Source organism: Marinobacter vulgaris (genome assembly GCF_003344045.1).
Lineage (GTDB): Bacteria > Pseudomonadota > Gammaproteobacteria > Pseudomonadales > Oleiphilaceae > Marinobacter > Marinobacter vulgaris.
The window spans coordinates 94830-121128 of sequence record NZ_QFWX01000001.1 but is presented as its reverse complement, the minus strand read 5'-3'; the positions used below and the strand labels follow the sequence as shown (position 1 = coordinate 121128).

The window sequence follows — 26299 nt, the reverse complement described above, 5'->3', positions numbered from 1 at the left end:
ATGCATCATGTTTGAACACAAGAGGGACCGGATTGCGCTGCCACCGGCTAATGCCCAGAAAACCCAGACCTGCTGCCATTTCTGCATCGTCGGCTGCGGTTACCATGTCTACAAATGGCCCGCCGACCAGGAGGGCGGGCTGGTACCCGATCAGAATGCCCTGGGTCTGGATTTCCGTCAGCAGTTACCTGCTATGGCAGTCACCATGACCCAGGCCATGACCAACGTTGTCCAGGACGACGACGGCAGCTACCACCGGATCATGATCGTTCCGGATAACGACTGCAAAGTGAACAGCGGCCTGTCATCTACCCGGGGCGGTCAGATGGCCTCGATCATGTACTCACCGCAAACACCGGTGGGCAGTCAACGGGTGAAATACCCCCGGGTGTTTGCCGGCGATGAATGGCGCGACACCAGTTGGGATCAGGCAATCGAGCTTTATAGTCATCTGACCAAGCTGGTACTGGATGACGCAGGCTCTGACCAGCTGATGTTCAACCTGTTCGACCATGGGGGAGCCGGAGGCGGCTTCGAAAATACCTGGGGCACCGGCAAGCTGATTTTTACCGGCCTGGGCACCAAGATGGTACGGATCCACAACCGCCCCGCCTACAACTCGGAGTGTCATGCCACCCGAGACATGGGCATTGGCGAGCTGAACAACAGCTATGAAGACGCCCAGATGGCCGACTGCATCTTTTCCATCGGTGCCAACGCCTACGAGACCCAGACCAATTACTTCCTCAACCACTGGCTCCCCAGCCTCCAGGGGCAGACGACCAGCAAAAAACGGGAAGTTTACGAGGACGGCGAAACCATCCAGCAAACCAAGATCATCCTCGTCGATCCCCGGCGGTCGCTGACAGTGGCCCTGCTGGAACAGGCAATTGGCACGGACAACCTTCTGTATCTAGATATCGAGCCCGGCACCGATACCGCCTTGTTCAATGGCCTGCTGACCTATGTGGTCGAGCAGGGATGGCAGGACGAGGATTTTATCAACGAATACACAACCGGCTTCGAGGATACCCTGAAAGCCAATCGCATGAGCCTCGATGAAACCAGCAAGATTACCGGCATCAGCAAGGACAAGCTCATCAAGGCCGCGGAATGGGCCTACAAGCCAAAACAATCCGGCCACCTGCCCCGCACCATGCACGGCTATGAAAAAGGCATTATCTGGGGCAATGACAACTATCGCATCCAATCGGCATTGGTCGACCTGGTACTGGCCACCCACAACGTGGGCCGCCGGGGCACCGGTGTGGTCCGGATGGGTGGTCACCAGGAGGGCTACTGCCGGCCACCGTATCCGGGTGGCCGTCCAGCGCCCTACGTGGATCAGGAAATCATCCAGGGCAATGGCCAGATGCTCACGGTCTGGGCCTGTAATGCCTTCCAGACGACTCTGAACGCCGAGCAGTATCGCAACGAAGTCCTGCGCCGTAGCAACATCGTCAAGCAGGCTTTGCGCACGGTCCGGGGAGCCGGCCCCAAGGAGATGGCGGAGGTGATCCACAAAGCGGTGACGCAGGATGGTGGCCTTTTTATTACGGTCATCAACCTCTACCCCACCAAGTTTGCCGAGGCTGCGCACCTGATTTTGCCGGCAGCGCATACTGGCGAAATGAACCTGACATCCATGAATGGCGAGCGGCGCTTGCGGCTTTCCGAGAAATTCATGGATCCTCCCGGCACCGCCAAACCGGACTGTCTTATTGCCGCGGACATGGCCAATGCCCTGCGCAAGCTGTACGAAGACGAGGGCAACGCCGAGATGGCAAAGCGTTTTGAGGGTTTTGACTGGAAAACCGAAGAAGATGCGTACAACGACGGGTTCCGCCTTGCTGGCCAGCCCGGTGCACCCCACATCGAAAGCCAGGGCGGTTCCACTGGCCATCTGGCCACCTACGAGCGCTTGCGGGCCGCTGGCAACAACGGCGTGCAGCTTCCGGTCAAGGAATACAGCGACGGCCAACTGGTCGGAACAGAGATGTTGTATACCGACGGCAAGTTCGATACCGACGACGGCAAGGCCCATTTTCAGGCCGCCCCATGGAATGGCATGCCCGAGGTCGTGGAAGAGCAGCGCAAGAAATACCGCTTCTGGATAAACAACGGCCGTACCAACCAGATCTGGCAGACCGCTTACCACGACCAATACGTCGAATTCCGTCGTGGCCGCTATCCCATGGCCCCGCTGGAAATCAACCCGGAGGATGCCAGGGAGCTGGGTATTGAATCCGGCGACCTGGTAGAGCTGTTCAACGACTACGGCGCCACCACAGCCATGGCGTACCTGGAGCCGGACATCAAGCAGGGCCACGTGTTTATGGAGGCGATGTACTTCAACTCTGTCATGGGCGACCTGGTGACGCCCTGGACCGATCGCAACATCATCCCCTACTACAAGGGAACCTGGGCGGATGTCCGCCGTATCGGCCGGATTGATGACTATGCTGACAAGGTGAGCTTCAAGCGCCGGCGTTACGTTTGAAATCGTTAGCGGCGCGCTCCTGATACACTAGGACTTCCAGTGGTGTCACTCAGGCTAGTCGGAGCGCGCGTATGCTTAGATTCTTCAGGATCGTGGATGGGTTGATCAAGGAGATGGGCCATTCCATGGAGGATCGGGCCGCTCGGGTGAAGCAGGCGGACTGGATCGACGCCTGCGAGGCCGACGAAACGGAACGGCAGATTCTCCAGGAGTTACTGAAAACTGACATCCCCGAGTTCGATGACGTGGAGGAAATCGAGGCCTCGGCACGCTGCTTTGTCGACCAGGCCGGCGTACATGTCCATTCGCTTTTCCTCAATCTTGCCGAAGGACGCCACAACACCGTCTCTGTCGCCTTCATACTGCAGAAGAACCGCCTGATTACGATCCGCGAGAGTGAGCTTGCGGATTTCCGATTGCTGAGAATGCGCGCGCGCCGGGAGCAGGTCGAGGCGCGGGACGTGTCCGAAATGCTGGTGACACTGCTGGAGCAGAAGGTGGAAAACCACGCCGACGGGCTTGAGGACCTTCACCGGCAGCTCGAGGATGTCAGTTATCTGGTGCTCGAAGACGAAGAGGCCGAACTGGACGAGGCCATCAACCGCCTGGCCAGACTGGAAGACAGTAACGGCAAGACCCGGCTGTGCCTGATGGACACCCAGCGCAACATTTCGTTTCTGCTTCGTCACCTGAGTAAGGACGGTGAGCGACGGGAAACGCTCCGGGAGATCAACCGCGATATTGAAACCCTGATGTCCCACACCACGTTCCTGTTCGACAAAATCAACTTCCTGATGGACTCTACCCAGGGTTTTATCAACATCGAGCAGAACCAGATCATCAAGACCTTTTCGATTGCCGCCGTGGTGTTCCTGCCACCCACGCTGATTGCCAGCATTTATGGCATGAACTTCGAGCACATGCCGGAACTGGAGTGGCTACTGGGTTACCCGGGGGCCATCGCCCTGATGGTATGCGCCGGGTTTGCGCCATATTGGTACTTCAAGCGCAAGGGCTGGCTTTGAGTTTTGGGTCTGGTGGAAGCAGGTATCAGCAGGCTTCCAGAGGCGCATAAGCCAACACCAGCCACTTGGCACCCTCATCAAAATTCACCTGCACCCGGGTATGGTGGCCGCTACCCTCGCTGTTCAGCACGATACCCTCACCAAACTTGGGATGGCGTACCCGCTGCCCCAGGCTGAAGCCAGCCTGTTCCATGGGGCCGGCGTCGAACAGGCCTTCATTGGGGCGCGACACCATGGCCGGGCGGCTGACGGTATTGCGTAGCCGTACTTCCTGAATGCAGTCACCGGGGATTTCACGAACGAAACGGGACAGTGCGTGGAATTTTTCCTGGCCATACAAACGGCGGGATTCCGCGTAAGTAAGCACCAGCTTTTTCATCGCCCGCGTAATACCCACGTAGGCCAGACGACGCTCCTCTTCCATGCGTCCCGGCTCTTCCAGAGACATGCTGTGGGGGAACAGGCCTTCCTCCACGCCGGCCAGGAACACCAGTGGAAATTCAAGGCCCTTTGCGGAGTGCAGGGTCATCAGCTGGACACAGTCTTCATTGACCTCTGCCTGGGCCTCGCCGGCGTCCAGCGCTGCCTGGGCGATGAACTCCGACAGCGGATCAACGCCCTCCTCTGCTTCGAAGTCCGACAGGGCATTCACCAGTTCGTCCAGGTTCTCTGCCCGCGCCTGGCCTTTTTCGCCCTTTTCGTTAGCGTGGTAATCCCTCAGGCCACTCAGCTCCAGGGTTTTCTTCATCAGCCCATGCAGGGAGGCGTCATCCACCATATCCGTCAGGCTTCCGATAATGCCCATGAACGATTGCAGGCCGGTCTTGGCGCGGCCCTTCACCTGGCCCGCTTCCAGTAGCCGCTCGGCGGATTCCCACAGGGAGATGCTGCGTTCGGTGGCAAACGCCCGTAAGTCGGCCAGGCTCTTGGCGCCAATACCCCGGGCGGGAATGTTCACCACCCGCTCAAACGCCGCGTCATCCCGGCGATAGTGCACAAGACGCAGGTAGGCGATGGCATTGCGGATTTCCTGGCGATCGTAGAATCGCAGCCCGCCGTAGACCCGATAAGGAATGCCCTGGCGGATCAGGGATTCCTCCAGCACCCGGGACTGGGCGTTGGACCGGTACAGAATAGCCGACTCACTGCGCAGGTTGCCTTCGCTGACCCAGCTGCTGATGGTATCGGCGATGTAGTTGGCCTCGTCCTGCTCGTTGAATGCGGCGTAGAGACTGATCGGTTCACCGTCGGGGCCATCGGTCCAGAGCTCCTTGCCCAGTCGGCCCTGGTTGTTGGCAATCACCGCGTTGGCCGCTTTCAGGATCAGCTGGGTGGAGCGGTAGTTCTGCTCCAGCCTCACCAGCCGGGCATTGGGAAAGTCCCGCTGATACTGCTGGATATTTTCGACCCTGGCGCCGCGCCAGCCATAAATCGACTGGTCGTCGTCCCCCACGACTGTCATCGGTACCCGGTTGCCCGCCAGAATCTGCAACCAGGCGTACTGGATGGCGTTGGTGTCCTGGAACTCATCCACCAGAATCTGCTGGAAGCGGCTCTGGTAATGGCTCAGCAGCTCGGGGCGATGCAGCCACAGTTCATGGGAGCGCAGCAACAGCTCGCCGAAATCCACCAGACCGCCCAGGTTGCACAATTTCTCGTACTGGCGGTAAACCGTCAGCATCGTGGATGTGAAATGATCGCCGGGATTTTCCTGGATATGTTCCGCTCTCAGGCCTTCGTCTTTCTGGCCATTGATGAACCACTGGGCCTGCTTTGGCGGCCAGCGGCTTTCGTCGATCTGCAGTTCCCGCATCACCCGCTTGATCAGGCGCAGTTGGTCATCGCTGTCGAGCACCTGGAAATTCTCCGGCAGGCCGGCATCCTTGTAATGAGCCCGCAACAGCCGGTGGGCAATGCCGTGAAAAGTGCCAAACCACAGGCCACGGGCCGGAATATCCATCATCTGCTCGATGCGATACCGCATCTCCTTGGCCGCCTTGTTGGTAAAGGTCACCGCCAGAATGCCCGTTGGCGGCACCTTGTCCACCTGCATCAGCCAGGCAATCCGATGAACCAGCACCCGCGTCTTGCCACTGCCCGCACCAGCCAGCACCAGCAGATGGTCGTTCTGGGCGGTGACTGCCTCGCGCTGGGCGTCATTGAGGGCGTCAATAATGTGGGAGACATCCATAAAGATTCGGTCGCTACTGGTTAAATGAACAGGGTTAGGATTATAACAGGAGAAAACGGGGATTTCTGTCGGGCCTGTGTCAGCCCATTTTTTCGGGGAGGGTGGAAGACGCAACCGGGCGAACCTCTGCTCGCAGCATGTGCTGAGCATGGGCCCGCCCTCGCGCTTATCGCTTTGTTGTGGACACCTATCTGTTAGAAGCCTCTGGGCACTGTTTGCGCTTCAACAAACTCGAACAGGCCTTCAAGACCACCCTCGCGGCCGATACCGGAGGCCTTCATGCCACCGAAAGGCGCTTCCGGAGTGGGGCCTGTGCCCGTATTCCAGCCAACATGACCAAACCGCAGCCCGGCGGCCACCCGCTGGGCGCGCTCCGCGTCGGCGGTAAAGACATAGGAAGCGAGACCAAACTCGGTGTCGTTGCCGGCTTCAATGACTTCCTCTTCAGTGCGGAACAGGGCCATGGGCACCAGCGGGCCAAAGGTTTCCTCACGGTAGCACTCCATATCCCGGTTCACCCCGGTGATAACCGTTGGCGGGAAGAACAGCCCATCGCCGAGCTCCTTCGGCTGCTTGCCCGCCACCAGGCCAGCGCCCTTCTCGAGCGCATCCTCTAGATGGCGTTTGACTTTGTCGAAGCCGGCCTTGTTGATCAGCGGACCCAGGTCGACATCGCCGTTGATGCCATCACCCACGGTCATCTTGTTCACCCGGTCAGCGAGTTTCTCACCGAAGGCATCCGCCACCTTCTCATGGATGAATATCCGGTTGGCACAGACACAGGTCTGTCCGCCGCCCCGGAACTTGTTGGCAATGAGGTTATCGGCAGCCGCGTCCAGATCGGCATCGTCGAAGACAATAAATGGTGCGTTACCACCCAGTTCCAGGGCCAGCTTCTTGACCTGGTCGGCAGTGTCCAGAATCAGCTTGCGACCCACTTCCGTGGAGCCGGTAAAGCTGAGCATGGGGACATCCGGGCTTTCACAGAGCACCTTGCCAATCACGCTGGCCTTGCCCATCACCAGGTTGACCATGCCATCGGGAATATCCGTGTGCTTGTCCATCAGGGTGAACAGGGCAATCATCGTCAGCGGTGTTTCGCTGGCCGGCTTGATCACTGAAGGGCAGCCTGCCGCGAGGGCCGCAGACAGTTTCTTGGCAATCATGCCAATCGGAAAGTTCCAGGGTGTAATCAGGCCGGCCACGCCAATGGGGCGATAATGCACGGTCCAGGTACAGTCCTTGGGTTTCTCGGTCAGCGTGTGGGCGTCGAGCGCCTGGATATGCTTGGAGCAGTAATCAAAAAAGCCGGCAGCGTAGTCAACTTCACCCTGCGCTTCCTGGAGCGGCTTGCCGTGCTCCAGGCACAGAATGCGGCCCACTTCTTCTTTATTGGCCTTGAGAGCATCGCGGATATCTTCCAGCCACTTGCGCCGGGTTTCAATGCTGTAGGGGCTGGTCAGGCGGAGCGCAGACTTGCCGGCCTCAACTGCGTTCTGCACCTCGCTTTCAGACATCGATGCGACGCTGGCAACCACCTCACCCGTGGCCGGGTTATAAACATCGAAGGTGTTACCGTCCGGCGAATCAGACCAGCGACCACCGATGTAGCCGGTCAACTTGGGAAGCAGTGGTGACTCGATCATCTCGACTCCTTTTCGTATGTACAAATTCGTGTTTGCGTCAGTTTAATATGTCTCTCATAGTGGATGCAGAAACCGCTACTGTAAAGTCAGACAATGGTGTTTTGACCATTACCTGCGCAGGCCTATACTCGAAGCATGTCATTATCAGGAGACCGGAACATGAAGGCGTTTTTTCATCCCTCACAGGATCAGCATCTTCCCAAAACTTACTTCACCCGTGGACAGATGCGCCAACCTCAGGAAGTCCCGGATCGCACGGGGCAAATGCTGGAGGGGCTGAAAGTCATGGACATCCAGGTGCTGCAGCCGGCAGACCAGGGTGCCGGGGCGATTGCAAAGGTCCATGACCTCGGCTATCTGCGCTTTCTGGAGTCTGCCCACCGCCGCTGGTCGGAAATGGGAGACTGGGGCGACGAAGTGATGTCGAACGTCTTTGTGCGTTCACCCAATGCCCTCAAGGGTATCCTTGCTGAAGCGGGTCGCTACCAGGCCGATGGCAGCTGCCCGATCGGTGCAAACACCTGGGAGGCTGCCTACTGGTCCGCCCAGACCGCTCTCGGTGCCGCCGATGCCCTGATTGCCGGCGACCGCACCTCCTACGCTGTCTGTCGACCACCGGGACACCACGCCCGCAAAGACGCGGCGGGCGGGTTCTGTTACCTCAACAATGCCGCCATTGCCGCCGAGCACATGAAAGCCCGCTTCCCCAGGATCGCCATCCTGGACACCGACATGCACCACGGCCAGGGCATCCAGGAAATCTTCTACGACCGTAGCGACGTTCTCTATGTCTCGATTCACGGTGACCCCACCAACTTCTACCCCGTGGTCAGCGGCTACGAGGATGAGCGCGGCGAAGGTGAGGGTTATGGTTACAACATCAATCTGCCCATGCCCCACGGCTCCTCAGAAGAAGACTTCTTCGCCAAGCTTGACGAGGCGCTGGCCGCCGTTCGCCTGTACCAGCCAGACGCGCTGATACTGCCGCTAGGGTTCGACATCTATCACAACGACCCCCAGGCCAAGGTATCGGTATCCTCGGAAGGTTTCTGTCGCCTGGCCAGCCACATTCGTCAGACTGGCCTGCCGACACTGGTTGTGCAGGAAGGCGGTTATGACCTGGAAACCCTGAGCGAGAACGTGCAGCAGTTCTTCAAGGGACTGCAGGGGTAGGAACTCAATGGACGGGGGCGTACACCCCGATATTGGTGTGGCCCTCGGCTTTGAGGTGGCAGGCGTGCATCCGGCTCATGGTGCCCCGGTCGCAGTACAGCAGGTACTGGCCGTCAGCCGGCAGTGACCGGATGCGTTCGCTCAGCTCGTAGAACGGAATTTCCACCACCCGGTTGCTGGCAAGCTGCAGCGGTGACTGCTCGCCCTCCGAAGGATGGCGCACATCGATAATGATATCGTTCACGTCCGGCGTGTGCACCAGCTCCACTTCTTCCGGTGTGTGCGTGCTTTCCAGCAAGCGGTTGACCGGAGTGTCCTGGCGATCTGCAACGGCCTGCGCCAGCACCTGTGCGTCCATACTGGCCTCATCTTCCTCAACACGATGGAGCCGGGCACGGGTTGCCGGCTTGCGGGAAATAACACCACAATACTCGGGCATGTTACGGGCAAAGGGTTCGGTACCGATTTGTCTGGCAATGTTGATAATGGCCTCTTTGTCCATGGCAATCAGCGGCCGGAGTACCACGGCTTTGCTGGCACGGTCTACCACATTGAGATTTGACAGCGTCTGGCTCGATACCTGGGCCACCGCGTCTCCGGTCACCAGGCCGGAGGCGTTGTTGATAGCCGCAATGTCCGAGGCCGCCTTCAGCATCTGGCGTTTGAGAACAACGCCCCAGTGACGCTGGTTGACCGAGCGCATGATTTCTTCCACGACACCCTCGAAGGGTACGGAAATGAATTTGGCACCATGGGACGCGCCGTAGCGTTGCCAGATATGGTGAACGACCTGGCGGACACCTACCTCATGGGCCGGGCCACCCAGCCTGAAAAACAGGAAATGGGAGCGCAAGCCGCGGCGCATCATCAGATAGGCGGCCACGGAGGAGTCGTATCCCCCCGAAATCAGCGTCATAACGGTCTCTACCGCCCCGAGAGGATAACCGCCGGCACCGCGATGTTTGCAGTGGGCGATGTGAAAATCATGGTCCTGGATCTCGATACGCACCTCGACCTCAGGCTTGTCCAGGTCAACGCCCTTTGGCGCCGAGGCATCGACCAGCGCGGTACCCACGAGGCGCTCGACGTCAATGGAGCGGAAAGGGTGGTCGCCGTGACGACGGACCCGTACCGCAAAGGTTTTGCCACGGATACGCTCTGCAAATGCGGCAACCGCTTTTTCCGCCACGTCTTCCATATTCACCCAGGGGAAAACACCGATTTCCTGGATGGTCGAAATGCCCGGGACACGCCGGAGTTCGTCGACGACCGCACCCGCCAGGCCAGGACTTTCCGGAACCTCCACATCGACCCGATCCCAGGCGCCCTCGACATGGATATCGTTATCAAGGCGTGTGAGCAGCTTGCGTATATTCTGGCGCAGGTGCCGCATCTGCTGCCGGCGAACGGGCTTGCTCTTGATGGCCACTTCGGGGGCAGGACGAATAAGAAGTTTCATAAATCGGACGTCTGTCGGGTAGCGTAATCACGTGAAAGTGCTTAGTGTAACGGTTTCACTGCATGCCTCAAAATCAGGCATTCCCGAAGCTGGTTATAATCAGATAGAAAGGTGCCGTCCCCATGCCAAGGCGCCAGCGGAACATTCAGGAGTTTCACCGTTCATGACCGAATCCACCATCAATGCCCTCGTTTCCCCCGAGGGCAGCCTGGAAATCCTGTCCACTTTTGAAGTCAACCGCCTGAAGGACAAAAGCGAAGGCGGGCTTTACCGGCTGTTCCGCCAGTGCGCCCTGGCGGTGCTCAACACCGGTATCGAAACCGATGACTGTAAAGCCCTGATGGAGGCCCATGCAGACTTCGATGTGCGCCTGGTACCCCAGCCGCGGGGCCTAAAGCTGGAGTTGGTCAACGCTCCTGCCCACGCGTTTGTAGACGGCCAGATGTTACGCGCTATCCGCGAACACCTGTTTTCCGTATTGCGGGATATTATCTATTCCTATTCTATCCCCCAGTCCGCGTCTGGGCTTCGCCGGGACGACCCCGAGGGTATTACCAACCTGATTTTCCACATTCTGCGCAATGCCCGCGTGCTTCAGGCCGGGCGCCATCCCGACCTGGTGGTGTGCTGGGGCGGCCACTCCATCAACGAACGTGAATATCAGTACAGCAAGGAAGTGGGCCATCAACTGGGACTGCGGGCACTGAGCATCTGCACCGGTTGCGGCCCCGGCGCCATGAAGGGCCCGATGAAGGGCGCCACCATTGGCCACGCCAAACAGCGGGTGAAAAACGGACGCTATATCGGCCTGACGGAGCCCGGCATCATTGGTGCCGAGGCGCCGAATCCCATTGTGAACGAACTGGTCATTATGCCGGACATCGAGAAGCGCCTGGAGGCCTTCGTCCGCACCGGCCACGGCGTGATCGTATTCCCCGGGGGCGTTGGTACTGCCGAGGAAATCCTCTACCTGCTGGGCATCCTGCTGCACCCGGACAATGCCGACCTGCCATTCCCGGTGGTATTTACCGGTCAGCCGGAAAACGCTGAATACTTCGAGATGATCGACCAGTTCATCCGCAACGCCCTGGGCGATGAAGCCGCCAGCAAGTACGAAATCATTATTGACGATCCGGCCAGGGTCGCGCGCACCATGAAGCAGGGCATGAAAGAGGTGGAGACTTTCCGTCGTGCTATGCAGGACGCCTACTACTTCAACTGGATGCTGAAAATTGATCCCGTGTTTCAGCTACCCTTCGACCCCACCCACGAGAGCATGCGGGCACTGGAATTGCATCGTGATCAGCCGGCACACCTGGTCGCGGCCAACCTGCGCAAGGCGTTCAGCGGCATTGTTGCCGGCAATGTGAAGGAGAGTGGTATACGTCAGGTAGAGGAGCGGGGCCCCTTCGAGATTGCGGGAGACCCTGCGCTGCTTGCGCCGCTGGGAGCAATGCTGAAGGAGTTTGTGGCGCAGAACCGGATGAAGCTGCCGGGTTCGAGCGCCTACGAACCCAGCTACCGGATTGTCAGTGGAGCGGCCTAGGCTGCTCCCGACTGCTGAACGTCCTTACTTGCCGCCATCGGCCGGCAGGCTGGAGTAGTATGCCGCCAGGTTGGCGATATCGTCATCACTCAGGCCCATGGCCTGGCCCTGCATGACCGCAGCCTGGCCACCGCTGCGCTGCTTGTTCTTGTAGGCCTTGAGTGCGGATACGAGGTACTGCTCGTTCTGTCCCGCCAGGTTGGGATAGCCGGGAATGGCTGCAATGCCATTCTTGCCATGGCAGGCGGCACAAACAGCGGCCTTGGCCTTGCCGGCCTCGGCATCCGCAGCGGTGGCAACCGCAGGGACAACGGTGCCCAGCGTGAACAGAACAGCAATGGTGTGGTATTTAAGATTCATTGGTTTTACCCTCTCATCGTTTTTGGAACCCGACAGACATCTGAAGGGTGAAATATGCACAGACTTATAGCACAGACGGAATAAAGCACAAATGCGATAAATCAATGCGCCCTGTGCAGGTGCGTGGATACAGATACGTCGCATCACGCCATTCACGTCAACGTATCTCAGCGGAGAAGCGAACATGCCCATTCAGATCCAGGAATTTGAATGCCGGGAAGGCGCCATTGGCCAGATAATCCTGGACGCTCCCGAAAGCCTGAATGCACTTTCGGGTGCAATGATTGACGAGATCCAGACTACGCTGGATCAGTGGGCGGGGGCCAGCCATATCTGCATGGTTATTTTCCGGGGAGCGGGCCGCGCATTCTGTGCCGGCGGGGATATTCGCGAGCTTTACGGGGCACTGTCCGAACCAGGGGATAGCTCCTCCGCAGCGGATTATTTCGCACGTGAGTACCGTCTGGATTACACCATCCACCGTTTTCCGAAACCGGTCATCACCCTTGCCCACGGTGCCGTGATGGGCGGTGGCCTGGGGATTCTCTCCGCTTCCCGCTATCGATTGATCACACCGGACGTCAGCATGGCCATGCCCGAGATCACCATCGGCCTGTTTCCCGATGTGGGCGCCAGCTGGTTTCTCAACCGGCTGCCCGGCCGGCTCGGACTTTTCATGGGGCTGACCGGTGCCCGCTTGAATGCCACTGACGCTTTGCGGGTGGGCCTTGCCGACATGGCGATACTCCCGCAGCAGGCTGACGCCCTGGTTGCCCGCCTTCAGGACGAGCGCTGGACCGGCGAAGCTGCTGCCGACGACAACCGCCTGTTCCGCCTGGTCAAACAACTGGAACATCCGGATTACCGGGCGTTGCCGGAGAGTGACCTGGCCCGCCATGAGCAGAGTATCGCCAGGTTCAGTGCCGGTGACGAATTACCGGATATCGTTGACAGCCTTTTATCCGCCGATATCGGGAGTGAGTGGTGGCAACGCTGCATGGACAACCTGCGCGGTGGCTGCCCGGTCACCGCCTGGCTGGTCTGGACCCAGCTCAAGAAGGCCCAGCAGATGTCCCTCAAGGACACCTTCAGGATGGAACTGACCATGGCCAGCCGGTGCACCCGGCGTCCGGACTTGCGGGAAGGCATCAGGGCCCGACTGATCGAAAAGGACAACGCCCCGCAATGGTCGTTCAGGACCGTGGCAGACGTGCCTGAAAGCGTTGTCGAGGAACATTTTGTGCCGGAGCTGGACGACAGCAACGACCCGATGGACCTGGACTGAATCAGACCGGGCCGTTCACAAGTCGGGCTGGTTTTGCAGAATAGCGCGAACCTGGCCCCGCAACGCCGCTTCTCCCGGCTCCCGGCCCCGGCACTCACCCGCGGACTGCAACCGGCTCCAGGTCCAGCCCTGAATCACCGCTCTGGCCCACAGGGAGGCCTGGCCGCTGGCGACCACCCAGTCGATGACGCCGGTTTGCTGGGAGAGTTTCCTCAGCACCGGAAGCGTCAGATCAAACCCCCGGTACCCTCTGGCAAAACTGTTCAGGTCCCTGCGGTCGTCATCACTGATGGCACCGACAGTGGGCAGGCAATCGGTTAGCTGAAGCGTTAGTCCGGTCTCCAGATCAGGCCAGTTCAGAGGTACCAGTGTCAGCCAGTGCTCCGCCAGTCTGCAGCGCAGGTGATTTGCCAGCGCCCTGCCCCGATCAGATACCCCACTGAGCATCTGCAGCGGATACTCGCCACTGCTGGCCTCACGTTTCAGGCCCAGGCGCACCGTTGCCAGCCCACACCGCTGCCAGAAGGCCACCAGCCCGACATTACCTCCGAAGCTGGTACCGACGCCATCCAGGCGGTGGCTGGCGGCGTGGTCCCTTGCTGCGGCCACCAACCTCTGCCCCAGCCCGCGACCACGCACTCCGGCGCTCACGGCTATGCGAACGACCCTTAACAGGCGCTGGCTCGCGGCTTCGGCAAACCCGCTGTGGGTAGCCAGGGACTGGGGTAGCAGGTGCCCCCGCATACGGCGTTTACCCATCATCACCTGCTCCGCCAGCTCCGCATCCAGGCCGCCTTCCACCGTTGCCCAAAGCACGCCCGCCAGCACACCGTCACAGGTCAGGCGCCAGCTCACAGCAGCCGGATCGTCCATCCATTGCCGAAGATCGCCAGGAGACGTGCGGTAATGGGCATCCACCAGCAGGCCAAAGGCTTCATACAGCTCCTGATCGCTGGCGGTGGCGGGATTCCAGGCCTCCACCACGAATCCGGAGCCGTGTCCGACTGCCGCCGGGGCCTCCGCGTCCAGCAGAAACATCTGTCGCGTCAACGGCTCCAGCGGATCGGTCGCCGACCAGCGGATCGGCGCCGCAAGCGACGCGCTCTGCCAGTGAGGGGTTTCGCGATCCAGCACCGAACGGAAACGAATGGCAAAGCCACGACCGGAGCCTTCGTAGCCATGCACCGTGGTGGCAAAGACTACCCGCGGCCAACCCAGCAAAATCCGCTTGAGCAGGTGTGCCGGAACCGCAGCGGCTTCATCCACCATTACCACTTCCGCTTCCGGTTGCTCGGCAAGCAGCCGGTCCAGCGCCCGGTACTCCAGCCGGCCCCCATTGGCCACCACAACGTCATCCGTGCCCATTTCCGGCTCCGACACCTGGCCGGCAGCCAGCCGTGCATGATGGAAAAGCGTGTTCACAGCAGCCGGGTCAGGGGCCGTTACCACCACGCGCCGCCGCCCTTCCGCCAGCAAACGAACAGCAGCCATTCCCAGGGCTGCCGACTTGCCCCTACCCCGATCGGCGGTCACCACCAACGGCCGGCGACGACGCCCCAGCCCGGTCCGCACAGCATCGTTCACCAGCGCCTGCTGATCCTCGGTGGCGCCGACCTCAAATGCCCTGAGCGGACGCGCAACCGCCGGTAAATCCGGCTGTGGATTCACCGCCGGATTAACACGGATAACATCGGAATCGCCGGCCACGATGCCGGCCAGCCGGGCCGCAAACGGATGCTCCAAAGCACCATCCAGGCCAGTACGCCGGTAATCCGGATCCGCAAAGCTGCGCCAGTGTTGCAGCGGCGGCATCAGCCAGAAAAACAGTCCCCCGGCCGACAGCGTTCCCGATAACGCCGCAAAACTGTCCGGCGGATTACCCTGCCAGCCATCCCAGACCACACAGGCCAGCTCCTGCCCCAGCCAGCGGCGACCCTCCACCGGTGTTACCGGTGTCAGCGATGACTCCGGCTGGTCGTCAACCGGACCCGTCCAGACGCCCGGGGTAATCGACAACCCGGGGAGCAGTGAACAAAGCCACTTTACAGAGGCGTCACGATCGCCTTCCAGAATGACCAGCCGCCGATGCCCGACTGCCCGCAAGTCACTTTGCAGGTTCAGCCAACGGCTCAGCTCAGACGTGTCGTTCCCGGTCCGGTCCACGTTGGACTTAGCTCAGATCCATGGAATGGCGTTTGAGATCTTCCAGCTTCGAATATTTCAGCGCAGACCGGTGCGTGGCCCGCAATTTCACCCGCGGCGCACAGTCCGCCTCGAATGCCTCCTGCCAGCGCGACGCACACAGACACCAGGCATCTCCTTCTTTCAGGCCGGGAAAGCCAAATTCAGGCCTGGGAGTACTGAGGTCGTTGCCCCTGGCACTGGAGAACTCCAGAAATTCATCCGTAACAACGGCACACACCACATGGGCCCCCAGGTCGTCCGGCCCGGTATTACAGCATCCATCGCGATAGAATCCGGTTTCCGGATCCGACCCACACACTTCCAGGGCTTCGCCCAACACATTCACTGCTTCGGCAGTTGTAGCCATAACGTCATTCTCCTAAGTAGGGGGGAGGCAAGCACATAAGCAAAAGTTAGCAGGATTATGCGGCACCCATATCAGCACTACCAGCCGCCGGGTACAATACCGCCCATGGCAAGACCACACCAAACACCGAACACAACCGAGCTACCGGACTACCTTACCGATGAGCAGCGGGCCATCATCACCGCAGGCTTTGAACATGTGGTGATCACGGCCGTCGCAGGCAGCGGCAAGACTTCAACACTGGCCTGGCGCATTCGCTATCTGCTGGAACAGGGCCACGACCCCAACCGCATGCTGGTTTTAATGTTCAACCGGAGTGCACGGGTGGACTTCGAGCGAAAGCTGCAGGAGACAACCCGCAACCTGGGCCTGGCGATCCCGGAAATTCGCACCTACCACGCCATGGGGCTGCGGCTTTACAAGCGTTTTGTCCGCGAGGGCTTCCTGCCCGGGTTTTCCGACAAGATCCTCACCGACCAGGAAATCAGCTACCAGGCCTGGCAACTCACCCGTCGGCTGGCGCCCGAGGATCTGGCCGACGAGATCCGTCGCAACAAGAAAGACTTCGTCGAAACTGCCATCAATTTCATCGATCTGGTCAAAACAACCCTGTCTCCGGTGGAGATCGTATTCGAGGATCTGGGTTACTCCGACAAGCACCGCTACCTGATCGACCTGTTTCACAGCTTCGAGCAGTGGCGCAAGTCCCAGAGCCGGATCAGCTACGCCGACATGCTCTACGAGCCGGTGATGGCCATCCATCAGAACCCACCGCTGCAGCGCCTGGTGGGTAACAAGATGGACCTGATCCTGGTCGACGAGTATCAGGACACCAACGAGATCCAGCACCTGCTGCTGAGATACGTGGCCGGTGACCGGGCGCGGGTAACGGTGGTGGGCGACCCGGACCAGACCATCTACGAGTTCCGCGGTGCCAAGCCGGACTTTATCCTCCGGCGCTTCAGCGAGGAGTTCGAAAGCCCGCTGGAACAGACCCTGAGCTACACCTTTCGTTACGGCCACCGGGTAGCCCTGCTTGCCAACCACCTGATCTGCCACAATACCGGGCGCAAGGACGTGCTGTGCCACTCCCACCCGTCGACGCCGGCGACCGGGATAACCCTGCACCAGCAGGAAAACGACAGCGATGTTGTTCTCGAACTGCTCCAGCCCATGGACGACACCAGTCTCGGCAACACCGCAATCCTGTTCCGGGTGTGGAGCCAGAGCGTGCCTATTGAACTCAAATTGCTGGCAAAACAGGTGCCCTATCGCATCGACGCCGGCAAGGGCGCCCTTTTCAGCCGGGAAGTTCAGGCCATCACCAGCCTGCTGATGGTGGTGTCCGGGCGTATCAGCAACCTGCCAGACGACGACCGCCTCGACATTGCCCGGCAACTGCTGAGATTTCCCCACGTGGGCATGAAAGAGCCGGAGCTGGAACAGCTGGCGCGTTTTCTGGCCGGATTCGGCACCGGCTGGCATGAGCGGCTACTGGCCATGGACTTTGGCGCCCTCGCGCCCATGGCGGCCAAAAAGCTCCGCAAGCTGGGGGAGACACTGGCTCAGCTGGTCAACTTCAGAGGCTCCGTGGCGGACCTGATAACCCGTTACGCGGATGAAACCGAACTCTACGAGGGTATCCGCAGCCTCGCGCTAACCCACGAAACCGCCGATGAACGCATCGAGACCATTCGCGGTTTCCGCCTGTATCTGGCGGGGCTCGATGTCACCATCGAAGGGGCGCTCGAGCATCTGAAGGCCCTGAAAAAGCAGGCAGGAGAGACCCGTCGCGGCGGCGCCCTGCTCTCCACCATCCACCGCACCAAAGGACTGGAATGGTCTACCGTTATCCTGCCCGGGTTGCAGGAGAAATACCTGCCCTACAGCCCCCGGGCCCAGGATGATCCCAAAGCGTTCCTGGAAAGTGAGCGTCGGCTGCTCTATGTCGCCATGACACGTACCCGAGAGCAGCTTCACCTGATCACCCGCCCCTTCGGCGAAAAACGGCACCTGGACGGGGACCAGGGTCCCAGCCGGTTTGTGGACGAGCTCTGCTTCCCGCTATCACGGGAGTTCGGACAGTGGCTGGATAACCGCACTACTGATAAAGCGCATGAACTAACGACGACCGCACCATTGACGGCCACTGGCACTCGTTACGCGTCCCGCGAAGGCGTGACACTCAATGGCGGCAGCGAAAACCGGGAAGATGAGACAGCCCCGCTTTGGGCCAGAAAACGTCTCAGCCACGCCATTTTCGGGGCCGGATCCGTTGTCGGTGAAGACGACAGCTCATTTGAAATGGAGTTCGATAACGGCGACACCCTGAACTTCAGCAAGAAAAGCGCTCATCTGTATTTCACCGCCCTGAATGAGGGAGCCTGAGTATAATTGCCGATCCGCCATTCCCACTCATTCTTTGTTTTTTTGAATCCTGTGGCGTAAATTTCACGTACGTACGCATTTACAATGCTTTACGAGAAAGTTGAACAGAAAATCTTCTCAATAACGATAATCGAACTGGAGGTTCTGCATGAACATCATGCGCCCATTGACCCTTGCGGCCCTGACCGCATCCCTTGCCACACCCGCACTCGCAGACCGCGAACAGACCATCTATCTGAATCCTTTCGTTGGCTTCCAGCTGTTTGACGACAAGCGGGATCTGAGCGAAACCGCCACCTTTGGCCTGGGCGCGGAATTCCGCTTTCATCCCAACTGGGCTGTCGAAGCCGTGTACTCCAATGCCGACGCTGATCGCAAATACACGGACGGCAACAGCGACTTCAAAGAATATCGACTGGACGGCATCTACTACCTGGCCGGACCGGACGAAGCCTGGAACCCATATGTTTCTGCCGGTGCCGGTCACGCTGACTTTGGCGATGACGTTCTGGCCGTTCAGACTGCCGGATCCGACCATGAAGAGACCCGTGTCAATGTGGGCGCCGGTTTCCGCTACAACGTCAGTGACAGTGTGTCGATCCGCGCCGAGCTGCGCGAATTCCACGGCATCGATGAAAGCACCTTCGATACCCAGGCAACCCTGGGCCTGAGCTTTGCGTTTTCCCGCACCCTGTCTGAGCCGGAACCGATGGATGCCGATAATGACGGGGTTCCCGACAACCGTGACCAGTGCCCGAATACTCCCGCTGGTGTCAGCGTCGACAACAACGGTTGTGAGCGCGACGACGACGGCGATGGCGTTGCCAACAGCCAGGATCAGTGCCCGAACACGCCAGCAGGGGCCAGCGTAAACAACCGTGGTTGCGAGCTGGACAGCGATAATGATGGCGTCGTAAACAGCCAGGACCAGTGCCCCGGCACAACAGCAGGCGCAGAGGTGGATGACACCGGCTGTGAAGGCGTTACCGAGACCGTTGAAACCATCGAGCTGAAAGTGCAGTTCCCCACCAACAGCTCTGTCATCGCCGATAGCTACGACAGTGAAATCCGCCGTGTAGCCGATTTCATGCGCGAATACCCGGAAACTACCGTGGAAATCGCCGGTCACAGTGACAGCAGGGGCGATGCGGAATACAACCGCTTCCTGTCCCAGCGCCGGGCAGAAGCCGTTGCCGCTCGCCTGACAGACGCCCTCGGCATTAGTGCCGATCGTGTGGACGCGGTCGGCTACGGTGAAGCCGAACCGGTTGCCAGCAACGATACCGCGGCAGGCCGCGCCGAAAACCGTCGGGTTGAGGCACGTATCCAGGTTCGCCGCTAAGCGTCAGCACTGATCCTGCAGAGATCAGCTCTACTGAAAGGCGCCTTCGGGCGCCTTTTTTGTGGGCGGCGTATAAGTAACGGTTCTAAGAAAAGTCGGAGAATACTGTGAAGCCAAGCCTCTGTGTCCTGACTCTCGCCCTGGGTCTGCCTACCATGGCCTGGTCACAGGTCTATCGTTGCGATAGCGGCGGCGAAACCCGCTTTTCCGACCAGCCCTGCGGAGAAAATTCCGAGAAAATCATCATCCGGGACAACACCATTGGTGGCAACTTTGGCCAGCACCTGCCGCCGGAGCAGAAAACGGAGGAGGCCGACAGGGAGCAGGACAAACCCGGACGGCAACAGGCCGAAGATACCTGCCGTTTCATCAACTCCACCGACCTCAGGCGCTATCTGGTGCGGGAACAGGTGGTGCAAGGCATGACCAGAGAGCATGTGCGCAAGGCCTTTGGGCGGCCACCGGAAACTTACCCCACGCCCCAGGAAACCTGGGTGTACCCGACCAAGCACTACGGCGCCCTCTACGAGCTGACCTACGTGTATTTCCGGGACGGATGCGTGGAAGAAGTGGTTTACCGCAAACCCTGAGCGCTCTCAGCCCTTTCATTCCTGACAGCATCGATCAGCAGGTTACGCGGTGTCAGCAGCCGCTCACAGAAAGTGCCCAGCCGCACATGGTAACCCTGCTCTTCCAGGAACAGCGCGTAGTCCAGTACCAGCCAGAGCTCCATTGGCCGCCGGAAAAGATGCCGCACCAACTCATGGCGACGTACCTCCCGCAATCGTTGTTCGCCGTAGTGTTGCCAGTGGGCAAAGTCAGTTTCCAGTGGCAGCTCCACGCCCCTCTTGGCGGCAGCCCAGCGACAGAATCCGGTGAAGTCCCCTTTGATTAGTCGGCTCGGGTGCGAGGGTACCGGTAGGTAGGTGTCCACGCCTCTGAGATGGCGCTGCAGGCCGTCAAAGCCCAGGCGCCACTGACTGATCCGGCCGGTTTGCTGCCGCACCCTCTCCGGAGCAGTCACCATTTCCTGTACCGCCAGCCGCAGATCGTTACGGTTCAACTCCAGCGCATTGGTGCAACGCCCGGCCCTCCTGGAAGCCGGTTCGTAGTGCGGACTTTGCGCAAGATGGTAACAGCAGGGCGAGAAACTCAGCCGTGGCAGGCGAGCATTCACGGCGCGGCGCATCAGTTGCCGATGAAGGTCACCACAGGCATGGAGGGCAACGCCATGCGCGCCCGCAGGCATCACCAGTTCTTCCGCCATCACGTTCTGAGGGTACAAAGTAACCCGATCTCCGAACTTCACTGCCAGCCGGTTACCATCCTCGACCAAAGCCCGGTTCCACTCCAGGCCTGACACGCTGCCGTTGCACAAGGGCGCCAGTGTTCTGGCCAGATGGCCCTTGCCGCAACACCAGTCCAGCACATCGTGTTTCAATGGCCGCAGAGCCGAGGCAAAGGCACCGGATTGCAGCCGCTTTCGGCCCGGCATGTCCGTAGCCCTGATTTCAGGCAGAACGCTCGTTTGGAGCGATTCGGAAACCAGTGACGGCACCCGGGTCAACTCATCAAAAACCTGCAGTGACGGCAGCTCCCCGGCCGCCAGTCCGGCCAGGATACCTGGCTCATCGTCCAGTTGCTGGCAGTCGCTGTCAGACAGGCTTGCAACCCGCTCGGCCAGCGCCGGCCATTTACGGGTCCATGGCGGCTTCGGGTCGGTAAACGGCGCCGGTTGCCACAGTTCCCGGTGCGCCACCAGCCAATCGTTCAGTTGTTGCCAGTGGTGATAAAAACGGCTGTCCGGGTCGTGTAAACTTGCCGGCGGAGGTAACGTCATGCAACTGGCCTTTGTACTTGTTGAACCGAAAGTCCCCGAAAACGTGGGGGCAGCTGCCCGCGCCCTTTGCACCATGGGCTTCAACCAGCTGTGGCTGGTCAATTCCGACCTGCACACCCGCCCGGAGGCCCACTGGCTTGCCCACGGGTCTGACCATATCCTGGACAATGTCCGCATTTTCCCGGATATGGCCGCAGTAAGAAACTCCGTAGACCTGCTGATGGGCACCTCTGCCAAATGCCGCCACCACCGGCAGGACTGGCATGAGCCCGCGCAGCTTCGGGATATCATGGTCCGCAAGGGTGCCTCGGTAGCAACGTCTGCTCTCGTGTTCGGCCGCGAAGACCGGGGCCTGTCCAATGACGAACTGGCACTGTGCGACCTGCTTACAGGCTTTCCCATGGCCGTGCCCTATCCGTCACTGAACCTGTCCCAGGCGGTCATGCTCTATGCCTGGGAGCTCTCCGGCCTGGCCTCGGCGCCTGTGGAACAATCCCGGCCCGCAGCTCCGGATGCCCGGCTGGGCGCCCTGCGTCAGCGGCTGGAAACGCTTCTGCCTGAGCTGGATGCGCCTTCGGATGGCAAGCTGTGGCAGTGGGTGTTCGAGCGGTTGCCCCTACTCACGGAGCGGGATGTCGGTTTTGTGCATACCCTCTGTGGGAATATCGAGCGACGTGTGGCGGAATCCTCTGATCCGGAGAAGCAATAACATCACGACTCGGCAAACCTGCCAGGCCTGAATGCATCAAGGCAAACCGAAGGCTCCTCCCCGTCGATCAGTTGGGCAATCACAGCCGCACTGCCCGTCGACAGGGTCCAGCCGAAGGTACCGTGGCCGGTATTGAGAAACAGATTGTCCCTGGGGCCGCGCCCGATGATGGGAGGCCCGTCCGGAGTCATCGGGCGGAAACCCGTCCAGGTTTCCGCCGCCAGCAGGTCGGCGCAGCCCGGGAAGCGTGATTCCACGGATTGGCGGATGGTGGCCAGCCGCGCCTCGGGAATGTCGCGGTTGAAGTCCGCCAGTTCCACAAAGCCGGAGGCGCGTAGGCGGTCGCCCAGGCGGGTGGAGACAACCTTGTAGTTATCATCGTGCACGGTGGAGACTGGCGCCCGCTCAGGGTCTGACAGAGGAACAGTGAAGCTGTAGCCCTTGACCGGGTATATGGGCAGCTTCAGACCCAGCTGGCGGGTCAGCTGACCGGACCAGCAGCCCGCGCAGATGACCACCGCATCCGCCTCAATGGTCTCCGACGTGCCATCCCTATTGCGTACGTCAACGCCGGTTATCCGGTGATCATTCGCAAGAAGATGCTCTGTCTCGGTATTATAGCGAACGCCTACGCCCTTCGATTCACAGGCCTTGGCCAGCTCACGGGAGAACAGGTGGCAGTCGCCGGTACCGTCGGTATCGTAGCTCAAAGCACCATAAAGCGGACCATCGCCGGTCATGCCCGGTTCGGCTTCGCGAACCTGCTCGGGCGTCAGCAGTCGCGAGGGGATACCAAGCTCGTCAAGCAATTGCTGAGTGTGGCGGTAACTTTCGAGGGCTTCCGGGGTGCTGGCCAGGTGAAGCAGGCCCTGGTGATCGCCATCAAATTGCAGATCCAGCTCCTGTTCAAGGGCCAGAAAGCGCTCACGGCTGTGGATACCCAGGCGTAGCATGGCGCGCTTGTTGAGGCCGAAGAGTCCGGGCGAACGGGCATAGCGCAGCGTGGCGAACATGAATCGCAGGGTTTCCAGGGATGGCGGCACACTCATTTTCAGGGGGCCGTCTTTTTTGAACAGCCAGGGTATGGCCTTCAGTACCATGGCCGGGTCGGCCCAGGGATAGACCACGCCGTAGGAGCGCTGGGCCGCGTTGCCCTTGCTGGTTTCGTTTCCGGCAATTCCATGGCGCTCCAGCACTGTGACCCGATGCCCCCTGCGGCTCAGCTCGTAAGCCGTGGTCATCCCGACTACGCCACCACCGACAACAACAATGTGCATGTGCCTCTCCGTCTGGTTCACTTTACGCCGTTTTTGGCCAACAGGCGGCGGTACTCTTTGAGCACGCCTTCGTCCTCTTTCGGATAGTCCGGGGCCAGCCTTTGCAGTTGCTCCGCCAGTATGGCCGCAACGATAGCCCTGGCCTGGGGTTTCCGGTCGCCGGGAACGATAAACCAGGGTGCTTGCTTTGTATGGGTCGCGGCAAGGGCTTCTTCGGCGAAAGCCTCGTACTGACCGCGCTTCTCCCAGCCGTCGATGTCGGATTTATCGAATTTCCAGCGCTTGCGGGGCTTGTCCAGGCGCTTGAGAAGGCGCTCACGATGCTCATCCCCGGACAGATTGAGCCAGATCTTGATCACCGTGGTGGCCTCCTCCACCAGATGGCTCTCGAAGTTCCGGATAGACTGGTAACGGTTTTTCCAGTTGTAGGTCTCAGGCGGGTGAACCGGCCACACCCGCTCGGCAATCACTGCCTCGTGATGGCTGCGATTGAACGCCACCATTTCGCCAAAGCCCGGCAGGAAGGGCGTTACCCGCCAGAGAAAGTCGTGACGGGTTTCAGCCCCTTTGGGCCGGCTGAAGGACCAGGCATGGAAGCCTGCTGGGTCGGCGTAGGTTGCCAGTGTCCGGATCAGGCTGTCCTTGCCGCTGGTATCCGGGCCGTGGGCGACCAGCAATACCGCCCTGGCCTGGTTGGCCCAGAGGCGGCGCTGGTACTCGCCAATCTGTTCCAGGCTGGCTTCCAGCGCCGGCAGTTTCTCATCCTGGTCCAACAGGGTGGGGTAATCCCGGAACCCGGGCTTGTTCGGATCAAAAAGAAAAGAACTGGCAAATGCCGATAATTTCATCAAGGTGCTCCGTGCAACTCCCTATGGAGGTAATACAGGTCAACAATCGGACAAGCTGATAGACTTACAAGGCCAAATATTCAGAATAGCAGCCATTACTCCGGTTGCGATGGAGTGTAGTAGCTGACAATGAGTAAAAAACGTCGCGAAATTCCCGTATTCGATCATCCGATCATCGAAACCCACTGCCACCTGGATTACCTCAAGGACCGTCCCCTGGAGGAAACCCTGGCTGAAGCCCGGCGGGTCAACATCGAGCGGGTGATCACCATTGCCGTGTCACCGGAAAACCTGGCTACCGTGCGGGAGTTGAGCCAGGTAGCGCCCTGGGTGTATGGCACCCAGGGGATTCACCCGCACGATGCCGAGAAATATTCCGACGCCGCGGAAGCAGAGATTCGTGCCCATGCAGGTGATGACAAGATCGTTGCCGTGGGCGAGATCGGTCTGGATTATTTCTACGATAACGCGGATCGTGATGTACAGCGCGAGGTGTTCCGTCGCCAGCTCCAGATTGCCTGCGATACCGATCGCCCGGTGGTGATTCACAGCCGCGAAGCCGACGAGGATACCATCGACATCCTCAAAGAGTTCGAAACCACACTCAAGCGTCGTGGCGTGATCCACAGCTTCACGTCCGGGCCCGGGCTGGCGCAATATGCGCTGGATGAAGGCTGGTGTCTCGGTTTTAACGGCATCACCACCTTCAACAAGGCCGAGAACGTACGCGACATCGTGCGCATGGCACCGATCGAACAGATCCTTCTGGAAACCGATTCACCGTTCCTGACTCCGGTACCCTATCGCGGCAAGGAAAACGCGCCTTTCTATATTCCCTTTGTGGCCGAGAAAATCGCCGACGTGAAACAGCTGCCGCTGGAAAACGTTTTGGCCACAACCTATGACAATAGCCTCCGAACCTTCTTCCCGCGGCAATGATCAAACGCATACCTGTCTCGGCACTCAGGGTCGGCATGTACATCACCGACCTGAACAACGACTGGATTCCCCACAATACCCAGCGCCGTCGCGGCGTGATCAAAAAAGCGGACACCATCGAGAAAATCCGCCTGATGGGTGTGGATTGCGTCTATATCGACGCATCCAGGGGTCTGGACTCCCAGGACTCGGAACCGGCCCATGAAGTGGACACCCGCAATGAGGCGGCCTTGCAGAGTGCCGGGGAGCAGTCGCCCGGCGTTTACCGGCGGGTAACGGTTGCCGAGGAAATGGTGATTGCCCAGCAGGTGCATACCCAGGCCCAGGGCCTGGTGGGCAACCTGATGAACAGCGTGAAGATTGGCGGGGCCATTGATATAGCACCGGTTCATCAGTTGGCCGACAAGCTCCAGAGCTCGGTTTTTCGCAATGCCAACGCCCTCAGTTGCCTGGGCCGCATCCGCGAGAAGGACAACTACCTGCTTGAGCACTCCGTCAATCTCAGTGTCCTGATGTCCCTGTTTGGCAACTTCCGCAAGCTGTCGGCGGATGCACTGCACCAGACCATTGTCGGCGCTCTGCTCCACGACATTGGCAAGATCCTCACACCGGACGAGATCCTCCATAAGCCCGGACGGCTGACGACGGAGGAGTTCGAGGTCATGAAGGCTCATGCCCGGCACTCACGGGACATTCTGAATTCCACCGAGGGCATCGGTGAGTTGTCCGTGGTTACCGCGGCACAGCACCACGAACGGCTGGATGGCAGCGGCTACCCGGAAGGGCTCAAAGGTGATGAAATCTCAGTATACGGGCGCATGGTGGCCATCACCGACGTCTACGACGCCATCACCGCCGACAGGGTCTATCACAAAGGCATGACGCCGACCCAGGGTCTCAAGAAACTGCTGGAATGGAGCGGTAGCCACCTGGACCCGGCTCTGGTGCGGGAGTTCATCCGCTGCGTGGGCCTCTACCCCATTGGCGCCCTGGTGCTTCTGGAAAGTGGACGCCTCGGGGTCGTCGTGGAAACCAACGACGACGACCAACGGCTCCCGGTCGTCCGCGTGATGTACAACACCCGTTTCCGCCTGCCAATCACCGTAGAATCCATCGACCTGGCAAAACCCGGGGCACAGGACCGAATTCTGCGATCCGTCGATCCGGACCAGTACAGGATTGATGTGCGCAAGTTTCTCGCCTGACAAACCGCAGGTCTC

The 26299-nt window shown here is 59.8% G+C and carries 20 protein-coding genes; 11 read left to right on the top strand and 9 right to left on the bottom strand.

All coding sequences use genetic code 11. The features are described from left to right. The first annotated feature begins 7 nt into the window (after positions 1-7). Positions 8-2500 carry an arsenate reductase (azurin) large subunit gene (locus DIT71_RS00550; RefSeq protein WP_114611256.1) on the top strand — a complete coding sequence of 831 codons (2493 nt, stop codon included), beginning with the start codon at positions 8-10 and terminating at the stop codon, positions 2498-2500. A gap of 71 nt (positions 2501-2571) precedes the next feature. Further along, on the top strand, positions 2572-3525 hold the full coding sequence (corA, locus tag DIT71_RS00545; RefSeq protein ID WP_114611255.1) for a magnesium/cobalt transporter CorA: 954 nt from the start codon (positions 2572-2574) through the stop codon (positions 3523-3525). A gap of 25 nt (positions 3526-3550) precedes the next feature. Here corA and uvrD read toward each other — a convergent pair whose 3' ends face one another. Together uvrD and DIT71_RS00535 are read right to left on the bottom strand one after the other, a co-directional pair. Further along, on the bottom strand, positions 3551-5716 hold the full coding sequence (uvrD, locus tag DIT71_RS00540) for a DNA helicase II (protein ID WP_114611254.1): 2166 nt from the start codon (positions 5714-5716) through the stop codon (positions 3551-3553). Between the two features lie 194 nt (positions 5717-5910). After that, complete coding sequence (locus DIT71_RS00535) at positions 5911-7362, bottom strand: NAD-dependent succinate-semialdehyde dehydrogenase (RefSeq protein WP_114611253.1); 1452 nt, start codon at positions 7360-7362, stop codon at positions 5911-5913. A 159-nt stretch (positions 7363-7521) separates the two neighbouring features. Here DIT71_RS00535 and DIT71_RS00530 point away from each other — a divergent pair, with 159 nt between their 5' ends. Then, positions 7522-8535 carry a histone deacetylase family protein gene (locus DIT71_RS00530; RefSeq protein WP_114611252.1) on the top strand — a complete coding sequence of 338 codons (1014 nt, stop codon included), beginning with the start codon at positions 7522-7524 and terminating at the stop codon, positions 8533-8535. 4 nt (positions 8536-8539) lie between these two features. Here the strand turns inward: DIT71_RS00530 and thiI are convergent, their stop codons facing one another. Continuing rightward, on the bottom strand, positions 8540-9994 hold the full coding sequence (thiI, locus tag DIT71_RS00525) for a tRNA uracil 4-sulfurtransferase ThiI (protein ID WP_114611251.1): 1455 nt from the start codon (positions 9992-9994) through the stop codon (positions 8540-8542). A gap of 163 nt (positions 9995-10157) precedes the next feature. Between thiI and ppnN the strand changes: the two genes are divergently transcribed. Next, positions 10158-11540 (top strand): nucleotide 5'-monophosphate nucleosidase PpnN, encoded by a 1383-nt coding sequence (gene ppnN, locus DIT71_RS00520; RefSeq protein WP_114611250.1) that lies wholly within the window; start codon positions 10158-10160, stop codon positions 11538-11540. A 24-nt stretch (positions 11541-11564) separates the two neighbouring features. On the opposite strand, the gene DIT71_RS00515 is transcribed toward ppnN, so the two are convergent. Then, on the bottom strand, positions 11565-11900 hold the full coding sequence (locus DIT71_RS00515) for a c-type cytochrome (protein WP_114611249.1): 336 nt from the start codon (positions 11898-11900) through the stop codon (positions 11565-11567). Positions 11901-12084: 184 nt separating this feature from the next. On the opposite strand from DIT71_RS00515, the gene DIT71_RS00510 reads away from it, so the two are divergent. Then, a complete protein-coding gene (locus tag DIT71_RS00510) occupies positions 12085-13185 on the top strand; it encodes an enoyl-CoA hydratase/isomerase family protein (protein ID WP_114611248.1) in 1101 nt (366 codons plus the stop codon). Between the two features lie 15 nt (positions 13186-13200). On the opposite strand, the gene DIT71_RS00505 is transcribed toward DIT71_RS00510, so the two are convergent. Continuing rightward, positions 13201-15348, bottom strand: coding sequence for a tRNA(Met) cytidine acetyltransferase TmcA (locus DIT71_RS00505; protein WP_114611247.1), 2148 nt, complete (start codon positions 15346-15348; stop codon positions 13201-13203). A 7-nt stretch (positions 15349-15355) separates the two neighbouring features. Then, complete coding sequence (locus DIT71_RS00500; protein WP_114611246.1) at positions 15356-15736, bottom strand: DUF2237 family protein; 381 nt, start codon at positions 15734-15736, stop codon at positions 15356-15358. A gap of 57 nt (positions 15737-15793) precedes the next feature. On the opposite strand from DIT71_RS00500, the gene DIT71_RS00495 reads away from it, so the two are divergent. The 3 genes from DIT71_RS00495 (at position 15794) to DIT71_RS00485 (ending at position 20056) form a co-directional block, all read left to right on the top strand. Further along, a complete protein-coding gene (locus DIT71_RS00495; RefSeq protein ID WP_114611245.1) occupies positions 15794-18124 on the top strand; it encodes an ATP-dependent helicase in 2331 nt (776 codons plus the stop codon). 148 nt (positions 18125-18272) lie between these two features. Continuing rightward, positions 18273-19466, top strand: a complete 1194-nt coding sequence (locus DIT71_RS00490; RefSeq protein WP_114611244.1) for an OmpA family protein — start codon at positions 18273-18275, stop codon at positions 19464-19466. Positions 19467-19573: 107 nt separating this feature from the next. Next, a complete protein-coding gene (locus tag DIT71_RS00485) occupies positions 19574-20056 on the top strand; it encodes a DUF4124 domain-containing protein (protein ID WP_114611243.1) in 483 nt (160 codons plus the stop codon). Here DIT71_RS00485 and DIT71_RS00480 read toward each other — a convergent pair. Then, complete coding sequence (locus tag DIT71_RS00480) at positions 20041-21306, bottom strand: methyltransferase (RefSeq protein ID WP_114611242.1); 1266 nt, start codon at positions 21304-21306, stop codon at positions 20041-20043. The genes DIT71_RS00485 and DIT71_RS00480 overlap by 16 nt on opposite strands. On the opposite strand from DIT71_RS00480, the gene DIT71_RS00475 reads away from it, so the two are divergent. Then, positions 21305-22015, top strand: a complete 711-nt coding sequence (locus DIT71_RS00475) for a tRNA/rRNA methyltransferase (protein ID WP_114611241.1) — start codon at positions 21305-21307, stop codon at positions 22013-22015. The two genes, DIT71_RS00480 and DIT71_RS00475, sit on opposite strands and share 2 nt — an antisense overlap. A 2-nt stretch (positions 22016-22017) precedes the next feature. On the opposite strand, the gene DIT71_RS00470 is transcribed toward DIT71_RS00475, so the two are convergent. Both DIT71_RS00470 and DIT71_RS00465 read right to left on the bottom strand, forming a co-directional pair. After that, positions 22018-23292, bottom strand: a complete 1275-nt coding sequence (locus tag DIT71_RS00470; protein WP_114611240.1) for a D-amino acid dehydrogenase — start codon at positions 23290-23292, stop codon at positions 22018-22020. A gap of 17 nt (positions 23293-23309) precedes the next feature. Next, a complete protein-coding gene (locus tag DIT71_RS00465; RefSeq protein ID WP_114611239.1) occupies positions 23310-24140 on the bottom strand; it encodes a polyphosphate kinase 2 family protein in 831 nt (276 codons plus the stop codon). Positions 24141-24269: 129 nt separating this feature from the next. Here DIT71_RS00465 and DIT71_RS00460 point away from each other — a divergent pair, with 129 nt between their 5' ends. After that, a complete protein-coding gene (locus tag DIT71_RS00460; protein WP_114611238.1) occupies positions 24270-25079 on the top strand; it encodes a TatD family hydrolase in 810 nt (269 codons plus the stop codon). Beyond that, a complete protein-coding gene (locus DIT71_RS00455; protein ID WP_114611237.1) occupies positions 25076-26284 on the top strand; it encodes an HD-GYP domain-containing protein in 1209 nt (402 codons plus the stop codon). Before DIT71_RS00460 ends, DIT71_RS00455 begins: the two co-directional genes overlap by 4 nt. The last annotated feature ends 15 nt before the right edge of the window (positions 26285-26299 follow it).